Genomic DNA, 13,262 nt, shown 5'->3' with positions numbered 1-13,262 from the left:
GGTGGTCGCCCTCGACGTGTTCCTGTTGTTCGTGCGCGGGTCGCGGATCCTCTTGGCGCTGCGGGAGAACACGGGGTACGCCGACGGGCTGTGGAACCTGCCGAGCGGCAAGGTCGAGCCGGGCGAGGAACCGCTGGCGGCGGCCGTGCGGGAGGCACGTGAGGAGGTCGCGGTCGAGGTGGACGCGGCCCGGCTCGCGACGGTCGTGCACGTCCAGCGCCCGGGCGAGGCGCCGAGGGTGGGCTTCTTCTTCGAGGCCGAGTCGTGGCGCGGCGAACCGGTGAACGCGGAACCGCACAAGTGCGGCGGCCTGCGGTGGGCGGCCACGTTGCCGGACAACACCGTCCCGTACACCGCGGCCGGAGTGACGCAGTACCGGAACGGCGTCACGTACGGCCACGTGGAGTGGTGAGGACGGCCACCGGCCCCCGATCACCAGCGTACGGGCGGGGACCGACAATGCGGGTCGCGTGACCGCTGTGACCACGAGGTTTGTCCACAGCTCACGAGGTTGTCCACAGGTTCATCCACAACCCGCCCGACCACGCCGAAACCGTCGGTCCCATGCCGTAGCGTGGAAACCGGGGGCCGGAGGCCAAGCCCTGTAGAAATCCTCGTCGGCGCTCCGACGTACCCGCGACCGCAGCCAGCCGGGCGCGCAGACGTAAGGAGAACCCCGTGAAGTACATGCTCCTCATGCAGGTGAGCGAAGGCCTCGGGCACCCGCCGATCCACACGTGGGACCCGGCCGACATCAAGGCCCACATCGACTTCATGCACGACCTCAACAAGAAGATCGTCGCCGACGGTGAGTTCGTCGACGCGCAGGGCCTCGCGGATCCCGGGGAGGCCAGGATCGTCCGCTCGTCGGCGACCGGCGTGCCCGCGGTGACCGACGGCCCGTTCCCCGAGTCCAAGGAGTTCCTGGCCGGTTTCTGGGTGGTCGACGTCGAGAGCCTCGACCGCGCGATCGAGCTCGCCGCCGCTGCGTCGGCCGCGCCGGGCCCCGGCGGCGTCTCGCTCAACCTCCCGATCGAGGTGCGGCAGATCATGTCCGCGCCCGCCCAGGACGCGTGAGCACCACCGAGGACCTGCTGCGCGACCTCGCGCCGCAGGTCCTCGGCGCGCTCATGCGCCGGCACGACGACTTCGCCGCCGCGGAGGACGCCGTCCAGGACGCGCTGCTCGCGGCCGCCGAGCAGTGGCCGCGCGACGGCCTGCCCGACTACCCCCGCGGCTGGCTCATCCAGGTCGCGCACCGCCGCGTGCTCGACCACCTCCGCAGCGAGCAGGCCCGGCGCCGCCGCGAGGAGGAGCACCCGCCCGAGCCGCCGCCGGACGTGCCCGACCAGGACGACACGCTCGTCCTGCTGTTCATGTGCTGCCATCCCGCGCTGAAACCGCCGGACGCGATCGCGCTCACCCTGCGTGCGGTCGGTGGCCTCACCACCACGGAGATCGCGCACGCGTTCCTCATCCCCGAGAAGACGATGGGGCAGCGCATCAGCCGCGCCAAGCTGCGGATCAAGGAGTCGGGCATCCCGTTCCGGCTCCCCGCCGACCGCGGCGCCCGGCTCGCGGCCGTGCTGCACGTCCTGTACCTGATCTTCAACGAGGGCTACGCCAGCAGCGGCCCTGACCTGCAACGAGGTGACCTGTCCGCCGAGGCGGTCCGGCTCACCCGCGCCCTGCACGCACTGCTACCCGACGACAGCGAGGTCACCGGTCTCCTGGCGTTGATGCTGCTCACCGACGCCCGCCGAGACGCCCGCACCGGTCCGACCGGCGAGCTGATCCCGCTGACCGACCAGGACCGCACCCGCTGGGACCGGACCGCGATCGCCGAGGGCGTCGCGCTGATCTCCGCCGCGCTGCCCCGCGGTCCGGTCGGCCCGTACCAGGTGCAGGCCGCGATCAACGCCGTCCACGACGAGGCCGAGAGCGCCGACGACACCGACTGGCCGCAACTGCTCGCCCTCTACGGAGTGCTGCGCGGCATGTCCGACAACCCGATGGTCGCGCTCAACCACGCGGTCGCGTTCGCGATGGTCCACGGCCCGGCCGCCGCGCTGGACCTGCTCACCGCCGTCGCCACCGACAAGCGGATAGCGAACCACCACCGCCTGCACGCCGTCCGCGCGCACCTGCTGGACATGGCGGGCGACCACGGCGCGGCCGCCGAGGAGTACCGCATCGCCGCGAGCCGCACCACGAGCACGCCCGAGCAGCACTACCTGACCTTGCGCGCCGCCCAGGCCAAACGAGTTGACGGGACCTGACAGAGTGACGCCATGACGGTGTCATCACTTCTCGACCAGATTGCCGGTGCCGTGTCGGACGCGATCGCGATCGCACGTCCTGAGCTGGCGGGAGCCGACCCCGTTGTGCGCCGATCGGAACATGCGGACTTCCAGTCCAACGCCGCGCTCGCCCTGGCCAAGACGGCCAAGGCCAGGCCCGCCGACCTCGCCGCCGAGCTGACCACCGCGCTGGACGGCGACGTGATCGGCACGGTCGAGCGGTCGGGCCCGGGTTTCCTGAACATCACCGTGGCCGACCGTGCCGTGTGGCAGCAGGTCACCGCACGTCTCGCCGACGACCGGCTCGGCGTCGGCGAGCCAGAGCGGGGACGCCGGACGGTCATCGACTACTCCGCCCCCAACTTCGCCAAGGAGATGCACGTCGGGCACCTCCGCACCACGATCATCGGCGACAGCCTCGCCCGCGTGCTGGGCTTCCTGGGCGCGGAGGTCGTCCGCCAGAACCACCTCGGCGACTGGGGCACCCAGTTCGGCATGCTGATCCAGTACCTGGACGAGCACCCGGACGCCACGTGGCACCACGACGAGGGCCAGTCCGCGGTGTCGGCGCTGGACGAGCTGTACAAGGCCGCGCGCAAGGCCTTCGACGCCGACCAGGACTTCGCCGACCGCGCACGTGCCCGCGTGGTCCGGTTGCAGGCGGGCGACCCGGACACGATCGCCCGCTGGCAGGAGATCGTCGCCGAGTCGGAGAAGGCGTTCCGCGACATCTACGACCGGCTCGACGTCCTGCTCACCCCGGCGGACTCGGCGGGCGAGTCCAAGTACAACCCCATGCTCGCGGGCACGATCGCCGAACTCGAGGCCGGCGGGCTCGCGGTGGAGAGCGAAGGCGCGGTGGTGATCTTCTCCGAGGAGGTCACCGGCCCGGAAGGCAAACCGGTCCCGCTCATGGTCCGCAAACGGGACGGCGGATACGGCTACGACACCACCGACCTCGCCACGATCCGGTACCGCATCCGCGACCTGACGGCCGTCCGCCTGCTCTACGTCACCGACTCCCGGCAGGCACAACACTTCCGGCTGATCTTCGAAGCCGCACGCCGCGCGGGCTGGCTCACCGACGACGTCGAGGCCCGGCACGTCCCGTTCGGCACCGTCCTCGGCCCGGACGGACGGCCGTTCAAGACCCGCGAGGGCGGCACCGTGCGGCTCATGGACCTGCTGGACGACGCGGTCGCCCACGCGCGGGTGGTCGTCGAGGAGAAGAACCCCGACCTGCCGCCCGCCGAACTCGACCGGATCGCCGAACTGGCGGGAATCGGCGCGGTGAAGTACGCGGACCTGTCGACGTCCCGGACCAGGGACTACACGTTCGACACCGACCGCATGGTGTCCCTGAGCGGCAACACCGGCGTCTACCTGCAGTACGCACACGCACGGGTCCGGTCCATCCTGCGCAAGTCAGGCGACCTGGAAACCACGGTCGACCCGAGCGTCCCACCGCAGCCCGCGGAACGCGCTCTGGTGCTCGCACTGGACGGGTACGGCACCACGCTCGGCGAGGTCAACGAGACGCTCGAACCGCACCGCCTGTGCGGGTACCTGTACGACGTGGCGCGCGCCTTCACCACGTTCTACGACACGTGTCCCGTGCTGTCCGCCGACGAGCCGGTCCGCGGCAACCGGCTCGCGCTGTGCGGGCTCACGGCCCGCACTCTCGCCCACGGCCTCGACCTGCTGGGAATCGTCGCGCCGGCCAGGATGTGACCGCTGACCACCCGTTTTGGGTGCCTCTGAGCACGTCCGGTAGCCTCTCCGGCGGAGGATTCGCATAGTGGCCTAGTGCGCACGATTGGAAATCGTGTTGGGTGTTAAAGCCCTCGCGGGTTCAAATCCCGCATCCTCCGCGCTCTGAGCAGACGAAAGGCCCGGTGTCCGTGGACGCCGGGCCTTCGTCGTTTCAGCTGCCGCCGAGAACCGCGACCGCACTCGGCGGTCAGTCCTCCTCGGGACGGGCGTGGTCGGCGCGCCCCGGGGTCGGGTCTCGGTCGAGGTTGATCAGCGGGTGCCGCTCCGCCCCCTCCGGCGCAGCGTGCCTCCCCTGGCTGACCTCGTTCTCCTGCTTGTCAGGCATGACGTCCTCCTCGTTTCTCCCACGTCAGGCCCCGGCAGTATCGCTCATCCGGTGAGCGTCGGACGCACCACCTGCGGGACGTGGTCGCTGACCTGGTTCGCGAACTCGGCGTTCGTGTGCACGACGTCGTGGTCCAGTCCCGCGATCCGGCCCGACCAGGATGTGGTCCAGCGCGCCGGCCTGCCGCCCCGTGCGAGCCCACGGAAGCGGTCCGGTATCGTTCCCGTCGGTAGCGTGTCCGAGCGGCCGAAGGAGCGCGCCTCGAAAGCGCGTGAGGGTTCACGCCCTCCGTGGGTTCAAATCCCACCGCTACCGCGCTGAACAGTCGAAACGCCGGGTGAGTCGATCATGACCCACCCGGCGTTTCGCATCTCGTGCGTTTCGGTCACCGTCGGTGAGGACGTTGGCGTCGGCGGCGCTGGACTTCCTTCCTCCGTGACCGGCGTGACGATGCTGCCGTCTGACCACGACGCCGTGCCGGTGGTGGGCTGGCTGGGGATGGCGAGTCTGGTTCGGACTTGCCCCGGGCAACCTGGTTTCCTCCGGTGCCCTTCCGTTTCTGCCGCCGCTCCGCTTCCTCGTCTCGACGACCAGGAAGGCCGGAGGCAAACGCCGCGACCAGGCCATGCTCTCCGCCCAGCGCGGCGGCGGCGAGCGCTGCTATGCCCGTCCACACAATGCCGATGATCGCCTTGGCGTTGCGGCGGAACCATTCACGGAGGCGCTTGCCTCCTTTGTGGATGTGCACTCCGACGGTTGACTGGTTGATGCCGAGGAGGCCGGCGATCTCCTCATAGGACCACCCTTCGACGCGGTGCAGGTAGAGTGCCGTCTTCTGGCGGTCGGGCAGCTCCCGGAGAGCCGCCATCACCTGCCGCAGCTCGTAGCCTTCCTCCGCGCTCGTTTGGGGCGTCAGGGACGACCACTGGAACGCCCGCGTGTCGAGCAGGACGTTCGGATCGCCGTCGCCTCGGCGGTGCTGGTGCCTCCTGGCGACGTCACTGACCAGGTTGCGGGCGACCTCGAACAACCACGCAAGCGGCTCGTTGATGGTCTTGCCCGGCCTGGACATCGCGAAGAACGCTTCGTGTACCACGCCTTCCGTATCGACCACCGCTTCCGAGAGTCCCCGGCTCGCGACCACGTAGCGCACGTATCGCCGCAGCGGATCCGCGTACTTGAGGTAGTACGGCTCCATGTACGCCCATCGCGGCGGGACGCGGGACGCGCGGTCGACATGCTCACTCACGAGGGGTCCTTCCACGGCCGCTGTGATCGGAACAGCCAGCGGCCCCGCCGATCCTGTTCGGCGACCTCCGTGCCGGGCGGGGCGGCCGCCGCGATCCGGGCCAGCTCGATCCTGGCCCGCAACCCGATCCAGCGTGCCACCGCATCGGTCACTCGCACGACGCCTTGCGCGCACGCGGCCACCATGACGATCAGTACGGGGTCTGCCACAACCGCCACCCTCCTGCTCACCGCGGCCACCACCGGTGGATGGCCGTCCTACCAAGCAAGACGCAGGACAGGCCCCAAATCTTTACCGCCGGTTCGCGCTCCCGGGACCGGGTCCATGGACCGCCCCCTTTTCTTGAATATCGTTTCGCAAATACGCCTGAATGACGTAACCGGGTTGGTTGTTTTTACCTTATCCTGGCCGTGACCGCCTGTCGTGCCGGCTCACCGGCAGGCGGTCGCGCTTTCCTGGTGGCTGGCGGGGAGGAGTGGTAAATCCATGTTCACGAATTACCTCTCTTTCCGGCGGCGGAGTGTCTTCGCGCTCGCCGGGGTCGCGTTGGTGGCAGTTGCCGCGATATTGGTGGCCGTGTCGGGAAATGGGGGACTTCGCGTCACGGCAACTGTCGTCGCCATTGTGTGCGCGGTCGGTGTGGTCGGCGTCTTTCTCGTCGAGGGGCGGGCGGCCGGGCGGGCGACCGAGGACTGCGCGCACCTCGTGGCCAGATACTGCGACTTCGTGGTGGGCAACGGGTCCGCCGCGCGGGACGGGTTGCTGGCCTCGGTGGAGAACTGGCACCAGAAAGTGCACATTCAGGCGAACGGGGACGTGCGCGAGGTCGTCGTGCTGGAGGCCGTCGCCGAACGCGACCACGTGTATTTCATCAGGTTCCAGCTCGGCAGTGATTGGAACCAGCCCGCGAAGTACCGAAGGAATGTGCTGGTGAATGCCGACGCCATCGAGATCGACGGGCGGCCGACAAAACAGTGGAGCATCACGAACTCGTGGCTTTCGGACGCCAGGTTGATGTCGATCGTGCACTTTCATTCACCAGTGCGCATGGGTCAGGTGATCCGGATGGAGATGACGCGTTTCTGGCCCGCCAAATGCCTGCCGTTGATGCACGGCGGCGCCGCCGAACGGTTCGTCCTCGGCGCCACGGAACTGCTGCGCATCCGGCACCTCGAGTACCAGGTGAGCCTGCCGACCGGGTTCGACGCCAGCTGCGAACCGATCGGCTTCACCCCGCCGGACCACCGGATCTCCGTCAACAGGTACACCGACGTCGGCGGGCGGCGGGTGTTCATCTGCCGTGCCACGGAGATGCCCGAGCGCCACACCGTGGGCATGCGCCTGGCACTGACGTGACGGCCCACGTCAGCTGACATTCACCCGATGGGGTGGCCGGAAACCCCCCGGCTTTTGTCGGTGCTCGCTGCTAGCTTCGCCGCCATGGAGTTCTCCCAGGTCCAGCGGCACGAGGCCGACGACGTCGTCGCCTTCATGACCGCCGAGGAATGGCCGTTCCACACCGAGCCGAAGCCCGACGGCGAAACCGTGCGCGCCCGGGTCGCCAGTGGGGCGTACGACGACGCCTTCTGGATCGTCGACGACGGGACGCGGCTGGGGCTCGTCCGGTTACTCGACCTCGACGACGGGACTCCGCTGTTCGACTTACGCGTGCGTGCGTCGGCACGCGGGCGTGGGGTCGGCACCGCCGCGGTGCGGTGGCTGACCTCGCACGTCTTCACCAACTACGCGACCAACCGGATCGAAGGGACAACAAGGGCGGACAACAGCGCCATGCGACACGTCTTCACGAAGGTCGGCTACGTCAAGGAGGCCCGTTACCGGGACGCCTGGCCGGGGCCCGACCACTTACACGACTCCGTCGGCTACGCGATCCTGCGCCGGGACTGGGCAACCGGGACTGTGACACCCGTGGACTGGTCGGCCTAGCCGCCTGCCCGGTGGGTGGCGAAGAACTCGTCGAGCAGGGCAGCGCACTCGTCGGCCAGCACTCCGCCCACCACCTCCGGGCGGTGCGTCAGCCTGCGGTCACGCACCACGTCCCACAAGGACCCGACCGCACCCGTGCGCGGCTCCCACGCGCCGAACACGACGCGGGCCACGCGGGCGAGCACGAGCGCGCCCGCGCACATCGTGCACGGCTCCACCGTGACGACGAGCGTGCAGCCGGTGAGGCGCCAGCCGTCGCCGTGGCGGGTGGCCGCCTCGCGCAGCGCGAGGATCTCGGCGTGGGCGGTGGGGTCGCCGAGGGCCTCGCGGGCGTTGCAGGCGGCGGCCAGCTCGGTGCCGTCCGGTGCGAGCACGAGCGCGCCGATCGGCACGTCGCCGGTCGCGTGCGCGCGTCGCGCGACGTCGAGTGCGGCGCGGACCTGGTCCTCGTGGGCCTGCCTGCTCACTGGGCGATGGTGTCCATGGTGTCGAGGAGCTTGGCGAACTCGTCGGCGAAGCCGCACCGCTGCGCGATGATCTGCAGCTGCTCGTCGGGGTAGAGGTCGACCTCGCCGACGATCACCTGCAGCTCGGCGGCGGGCAGGCCGATGTCGGCGAGGATGTCGAGCGCGCCCTCCGGCCAGATCTCGTCGTCGTCGTAGTCGGCCGGCGGGTCGACACGGAGCAGGTCGAGCGCGTCGGCGGCGATGTCGTAGTCGAGTGCGGCGGCCGCGTCGGACAGCAGCAGCTGGACGCCGCCGGGTCCCGGCCGCAGGACGAGGAAGAACTGGTCATCCACGTCGAGCAGGCCGAACACCGCCCCGGTCGATCTGATCTTGCGCAGCTCGGTGATCGCCGTGTCGAGCTCGCTCAACGCCGAGCTCGCCATGGCCGTGCACCGCCACTTGCCTTCTTCGCGAACGACGGCGATCGCGAAGCCCGTCACCGGGTCCTGCTCGGACATGGGGACACGGTATTCCTCAAGTTCGGCCGCAGGAAGAAGCAGTGGCCGGAGTGTTGCGCGATCATCATGGGATGACTCCCGCGACGCTCACCGACGATCCGAGGTTCACCGGCCTGCTCGAGGCCGCCCGCGCACTCCAGCCGAGGACGGTGGCGCTGCGCAGGCAGCTGCACAAACACCCGGAAGTGGGTCTCGACCTGCCGCTGACGCAGGCCGCGGTGCTGCACGCGCTCGACGGGCTCGGGCTGCACGTCAGCACGGGCACGACGTGCAGCTCGGTCATCGCGGTGCTGAACGGCGACCGGCCGGGTCCGACGGTGCTGCTGCGCGGGGACATGGACGCGCTGCCGCTGCGGGAGGACTCCGGGCTCGCGTTCGCCTCGGAGACCGAGGGGACGATGCACGCCTGCGGTCACGACACGCACACGGCGATGCTCGTGTCCGCCGCCCGGCTGCTGAACAGCAGGCGGGACGCGCTGACGGGCAAGGTCGTGTTCATGTTCCAGCCCGGCGAGGAGGGGCAGCACGGCGCGCGGTTCATGCTGGAGGAAGGCGTGCTGGAGGCGGCGGGACGACCGGTGGAGCAGGCGTTCGCCCTGCACATCACGTCCACGGCGCCGTCCGGGGTGGTGATGTGCAGGCCAGGGCCGATGATGGCGAGCGCCGACGCGTACACGGTCACGGTCACCGGCAAGGGCGGGCACGGTGCGATGCCCGACCGCGCCGTCGACCCGGTGCCCGCCGCGGCGGCGATGGTCGGCGCGCTGCAGACGATGGTGACGCGCCGGTTCAGCGTGTTCGACCCGGCGGTGCTGACCGTCGGCCGGATCACGGCGGGCACGACGTCGAACATCATCCCGGAGACCGCGGAGCTGGAGGGCACGATGCGCACCCTCTCCGACCGCACCCGCGCGATGGTGCAGGCGGAGATCCCGAAGGTGTGCGAGCACATCGCGGCCGCGCACGGCTGCACGTCCACTTTCAAGATCAACACCGGCTACCCGCCCACGAACAACGACGGCGCGGTGGCGAACCGGGTCCTCGAGCTGGCGGGGGCCGTTCTCGGCCAGAAGAACAGCGCGCTGATGCCGGAACCGCTGATGGCCGCGGAGGACTTCTCGTACGTGCTGCAGCAGGTGCCGGGTGCGCTGGCGTTCCTCGGTGCGTGCCCGCCCGGTGTGACGCCGGACGAGGCGGCGCCCAACCACTCGAACCGCGTCCACTTCGACGAGTCGGCGTTCGCGCACGGGGTGGCGCTGTACGCGGCGTTCGCACTGGACGCCCTGCGGTGAAGGATGGACCTGTGCGACCTGTGTGTGTGCTGGGCCTCGGCCTGATCGGCGGCTCCGTCCTGAAGGCGGCGACGAGAGCGGGGTGGGAGGCGTTCGGCGCGTCCCACGAACCGGTGACGGACCCGAGGGTGGAGCCGACGGTGACCGCGGCGCTGGCCCGTGCCGCCCGCTCCGACGCGCTGGTGGTGGTCGCGGTGCCGCTGCCCGCCGTGGACGACGTGCTCCGGGAGGTCGCCGCGCACGCCCCCGACTGCCTGCTCACGGACGTGGTGAGCGTGAAGCAGCCGGTGGCGGACGCGGTCGCGAAGCGGCTGCCGAACGCGCGTTACGCGGGCGGCCACCCCATGGCGGGCAAGTCGGCGTCGGGCTGGGACGCGGCGGAGGAGTCGCTGTTCGACGGCGCGGCGTGGGTGGTGACGACCGACGAGGACGTCCCACGTGACGCGTGGCGGGCGGCGGCCGAGCTGGCGCTGGCGTGCGGTGCGGAGGTGGTCCCGACGACGACCAGGGAGCACGACGCGGCGGTCGCGCGGATCTCGCACCTGCCGCACATCCTGGCCGCGGTGCTGGCGTCGACGGGCGCGGACGGCGGCTCGCTCGCGCTGTCGCTGGCCGCGGGCTCGTTCCGCGACGGCACCCGCGTGATGACCACGAGGCCCGAACTGGTGCTCGCCATGTGTGAGGGCAACCGGGGCCCGCTGCTGGCGGCGGTGGACGAGGCGCTGGGCCGCCTCGGCGCGGCCCGTGGCGCGCTGGCGTCGACGGGCGGCCTGGCGGCGACGGTCCGCGCGGGCCACGATGGCAGGCAGCAGCTCGAGGATCTGCGGGGCGCGGACCGGGAGGAATTCCCGATCGACCTGACGGATCCGGAAGCGTTCGAAACGCTGCGTGACCTGGGCACGGCGGGCGGCCGGCTGTTACGTCTGGAAGGAGACACCGCAATAGGCGCTCTCCCTGCATAATCGCGCTACAGGGTGGTAACAAGATCAGTGGAGAAATCGACCCCGCGGGCAACGACGATTGCTACCGTTCAGCACCACCCCGTAGCATTGGGAATTCGCCATGGGGAACATCGGCGAGTGTGTTCGAACCCTGACGCTTGGTGAAGGGATGAGAGCAGTGCAGACGAGTTCCGAGGCGACGTTGGCCACCATGAACGACGACGATCAGACCGAGTCGGTAATCGATCAGTCACCGAGGAGAGTCGTCGGCGGCCGCGTTTACGTCTCGGTGCCGGGGCCGGTGCCGATGGTGCGGGTCAAACGGGCGAAGCCGAGGAAGTCAGCCTAAGTTCAACACGAACTCAGCGGCTTTTTGCAGGCTGGCGGTCATTTCGTCGTAGTGCGCCGCCTTGAGCCGTTTGATGATGGAGAAGTCGTCCGCCTCGGCCTCATCGTCGTCGGTCACCAGGTGGGTCGAGTTCAGCGTGATCGCCCCGATGGTGAGGCTGTCGGCGGGCTCGCCGTGGATGTTCTTGTCGCTGCCGCTCGCCACCAGCACCACCGGCGCCGCCACGACCCCGCGCCACATCCGGGAGTTGGGTGACGGCGTGACGTTCGCGGCCTGCCCGCTGCCCTGGAACACGGCTTGGGCGGCGGTGAACTCGGTGCCGGCGGAGACGGGGATCTCGCGCCGCATGGACCACTCCTCGCGGTGCGTGTAGGCCGAGGTCCCGACCATGCACAGCGAGTAGGTCTCCTTGGCGGCCACCTGGTCGCGGGTCCGCAGCCACAGCGACAGCCCGAAGTTCTCCCCGTCGAGCCCGCCGAGCCTGGTGGTGCGGTAGAGCCCGCTCATCCGCTGGAGGACGTCGAGCGGCCCGCCCGGAATGCTCAGGGCCTGGTAGAGGCGTTCGTTGAACTCGACGGCGGCCTGCCCGACGGGCGCCCAGTCGTGGGTGGTGCAGCCGATCGCCGCGTAACACATCCGCAGCGCGCGGTCGAGCCGGTGACCGTACACGAGCGACTCGGCGGGGTCGTCGACGCCGAGGTAGCGCTCGGGTTCCACGGAGGCGAGCGCGAGGTCGGAGATGACCTGGTTGAGCTGCGAGTACGACTTCAGGAAGATCGGCGACAGGCCGAGCTTCTCCTCGAGGTAGCGGGCCGAGGAGATCGCGTACCGGGCGGACTCCTCGAGCGAGGCGTCGACCTCCTGGGTGGGCACGACGAGCGCGAACCGCGGTGACGTGGTCCCGGCGCTCTGGTAGAGCGGACCGACCAGGTTCGGGTCGGACATGCTCAGCCCGACGAAGATCGTGCAGGCACCGTCGATCACGTCGGATATCGCCGCCCGCACGCGCGAGCCGTACTTGAGGAACTGCGATTCGGTCAGGATTATCGGCGCCTTCGGGTCCCGCCCCTGCCGAACGAGGCCGTGGAGGTGCATGACCCCGATGTTCCCGGCGGTGTGGCCCCATTCACGCCAGTCGTCCACCTGGGCGATGGAGAAGGCACCGACCCGCGATTCGTCGAAGTACCGGTAAAGCGCTTTCTCGACAATGTCGTCGAAATTGGTGGTCAGCACCTTGACGTGCGCACGGTGCGTGTAGATGAGCCGCGCGATCGAGTTCGCCAACTGACCGGGCACAACCGGCGAGTTCTTCTGGTACAGGGCATCGCGAATGACCTCGTGGTCCTGCACGTTGAGATTGCCCTGCTTGACGAGGTTGAGAATTATCTCGGCTTTCCGCATGGGATCGGAACTGTCCCGGACCGCCATTTTCCGCAACGCGACCTCGTCGATCGCGGACGTCATCTTATCGATCAACGCCCGCCACGACGGCAGGCTGGCGTTCATCGACACCCCGGCCCCCAGCACGAGAACCAACGGAAGCGAACCCCTGGCGACGGCCTCGAAGAGATCGCGCAGGTAGGGCTGGGAACGAAAGGAGAAGGTGTGCCCGTCCACGAACGTACTGGGATCGACAATGCTCGACTCAGGCCTCGTCATCCATGTCCTATCGCCACCCGTGGAAAAGCCACCCCGAAAGCAGACCGAGCAACACAGAATAACACCGGAGACGACCCCTCCCCCAGCGTTCGACCAATTTGTCACACATTTGCCCCGGCCTCAGGCAACGGACCCCGTGACCTGCGAAAACGCCCGATCAAACCGTCACGCCCCTTAGCGACGCAGCTCGAACGTCCACCGATGTCCCGAAAGCGCCTTTCGGGACACTCAACGTCCCGAAAGCGCCTTTCAGGACATTGAACCGCCCGCGAAGCGGGCCCCCACCCCGTGCACCAGCCGGGCGAAAGCCCACAAAGACGGCCTGCATCCTCCCCGAGATCAGCCCGTCCGGCGAGAACACCACCCCACGCAGCGGCCACCCAAATCCCCGCTGACCAGCGAAAACAAGGCCCCCAGTACGTAACCTCAACCCCCACCCGATCCCGGGGGCCACCCGCCATGC

14 protein-coding genes and 2 tRNA genes are annotated in these 13,262 nt (G+C 69.3%); 10 read left to right on the top strand and 6 right to left on the bottom strand.

Translation table 11 applies throughout. From position 1 onward, the window contains the following. Position 1: 1 nt before the first annotated feature. From ACIBVP_RS15265 to ACIBVP_RS15245, 5 genes are all read left to right on the top strand, one after another. A complete protein-coding gene (locus tag ACIBVP_RS15265) occupies positions 2-412 on the top strand; it encodes an NUDIX domain-containing protein (RefSeq protein ID WP_396106723.1) in 411 nt (136 codons plus the stop codon). 275 nt (positions 413-687) lie between these two features. Then, positions 688-1,077: a YciI family protein gene (locus ACIBVP_RS15260; RefSeq protein WP_396106933.1), complete on the top strand. Its 390-nt coding sequence runs from the start codon at positions 688-690 to the stop codon at positions 1,075-1,077. Between the two features lie 53 nt (positions 1,078-1,130). Then, positions 1,131-2,279: an RNA polymerase sigma factor gene (locus ACIBVP_RS15255; protein WP_396106932.1), complete on the top strand. Its 1,149-nt coding sequence runs from the start codon at positions 1,131-1,133 to the stop codon at positions 2,277-2,279. 18 nt (positions 2,280-2,297) lie between these two features. Beyond that, the gene (gene argS / locus ACIBVP_RS15250; protein ID WP_396106931.1) at positions 2,298-4,031 is read left to right on the top strand and encodes an arginine--tRNA ligase; all 1,734 of its coding nucleotides are present in this window, start codon (positions 2,298-2,300) and stop codon (positions 4,029-4,031) included. Between the two features lie 53 nt (positions 4,032-4,084). Next, positions 4,085-4,171, top strand: a tRNA-Ser gene (locus ACIBVP_RS15245). Between the two features lie 89 nt (positions 4,172-4,260). Here ACIBVP_RS15245 and ACIBVP_RS15240 read toward each other — a convergent pair. Beyond that, on the bottom strand, positions 4,261-4,398 hold the full coding sequence (locus tag ACIBVP_RS15240) for a hypothetical protein (RefSeq protein WP_396106722.1): 138 nt from the start codon (positions 4,396-4,398) through the stop codon (positions 4,261-4,263). A 228-nt stretch (positions 4,399-4,626) separates the two neighbouring features. Between ACIBVP_RS15240 and ACIBVP_RS15235 the strand changes: the two genes are divergently transcribed. Next, positions 4,627-4,713: transfer RNA gene (locus tag ACIBVP_RS15235), tRNA-Ser, on the top strand. Between the two features lie 70 nt (positions 4,714-4,783). On the opposite strand, the gene ACIBVP_RS15230 is transcribed toward ACIBVP_RS15235, so the two are convergent. Both ACIBVP_RS15230 and ACIBVP_RS15225 read right to left on the bottom strand, forming a co-directional pair. Next, the gene (locus ACIBVP_RS15230; protein ID WP_396106721.1) at positions 4,784-5,647 is read right to left on the bottom strand and encodes an RNA polymerase sigma factor; all 864 of its coding nucleotides are present in this window, start codon (positions 5,645-5,647) and stop codon (positions 4,784-4,786) included. Next, the gene (locus ACIBVP_RS15225; RefSeq protein ID WP_396106720.1) at positions 5,644-5,856 is read right to left on the bottom strand and encodes a hypothetical protein; all 213 of its coding nucleotides are present in this window, start codon (positions 5,854-5,856) and stop codon (positions 5,644-5,646) included. The genes ACIBVP_RS15230 and ACIBVP_RS15225 overlap by 4 nt, the downstream gene beginning before the upstream one ends. 214 nt (positions 5,857-6,070) lie before the next feature. Here ACIBVP_RS15225 and ACIBVP_RS15220 point away from each other — a divergent pair, with 214 nt between their 5' ends. Together ACIBVP_RS15220 and ACIBVP_RS15215 are read left to right on the top strand one after the other, a co-directional pair. After that, the gene (locus tag ACIBVP_RS15220) at positions 6,071-7,003 is read left to right on the top strand and encodes a hypothetical protein (RefSeq protein WP_396106719.1); all 933 of its coding nucleotides are present in this window, start codon (positions 6,071-6,073) and stop codon (positions 7,001-7,003) included. A gap of 84 nt (positions 7,004-7,087) precedes the next feature. Beyond that, entirely contained in the window at positions 7,088-7,594 is a 507-nt protein-coding gene (locus tag ACIBVP_RS15215) for a GNAT family N-acetyltransferase (protein ID WP_396106718.1), read from the top strand. On the opposite strand, the gene ACIBVP_RS15210 is transcribed toward ACIBVP_RS15215, so the two are convergent. Continuing rightward, entirely contained in the window at positions 7,591-8,061 is a 471-nt protein-coding gene (locus ACIBVP_RS15210; RefSeq protein WP_396106717.1) for a nucleoside deaminase, read from the bottom strand. The two genes, ACIBVP_RS15215 and ACIBVP_RS15210, sit on opposite strands and share 4 nt — an antisense overlap. Next, a complete protein-coding gene (locus tag ACIBVP_RS15205) occupies positions 8,058-8,558 on the bottom strand; it encodes a tRNA adenosine deaminase-associated protein (protein ID WP_396106716.1) in 501 nt (166 codons plus the stop codon). The genes ACIBVP_RS15210 and ACIBVP_RS15205 overlap by 4 nt, the downstream gene beginning before the upstream one ends. 71 nt (positions 8,559-8,629) lie before the next feature. Here ACIBVP_RS15205 and ACIBVP_RS15200 point away from each other — a divergent pair, with 71 nt between their 5' ends. Together ACIBVP_RS15200 and ACIBVP_RS15195 are read left to right on the top strand one after the other, a co-directional pair. Continuing rightward, positions 8,630-9,850, top strand: coding sequence for a M20 family metallopeptidase (locus ACIBVP_RS15200; RefSeq protein WP_396106715.1), 1,221 nt, complete (start codon positions 8,630-8,632; stop codon positions 9,848-9,850). A gap of 11 nt (positions 9,851-9,861) precedes the next feature. Further along, the gene (locus tag ACIBVP_RS15195; protein ID WP_396106714.1) at positions 9,862-10,812 is read left to right on the top strand and encodes a prephenate dehydrogenase; all 951 of its coding nucleotides are present in this window, start codon (positions 9,862-9,864) and stop codon (positions 10,810-10,812) included. A gap of 319 nt (positions 10,813-11,131) precedes the next feature. Here ACIBVP_RS15195 and ACIBVP_RS15190 read toward each other — a convergent pair whose 3' ends face one another. After that, positions 11,132-12,799 carry an SIR2 family protein gene (locus ACIBVP_RS15190; protein ID WP_396106713.1) on the bottom strand — a complete coding sequence of 556 codons (1,668 nt, stop codon included), beginning with the start codon at positions 12,797-12,799 and terminating at the stop codon, positions 11,132-11,134. Between the last annotated feature and the right edge of the window lie 463 nt (positions 12,800-13,262).

It is taken from the genome of Actinophytocola sp. NPDC049390 (assembly GCF_044466355.1).
GTDB lineage: Bacteria > Actinomycetota > Actinomycetes > Mycobacteriales > Pseudonocardiaceae > Actinophytocola.
The sequence above is the reverse complement of the archived record's forward strand: the minus strand, read 5'-3'. Positions and strand labels throughout refer to the sequence as shown.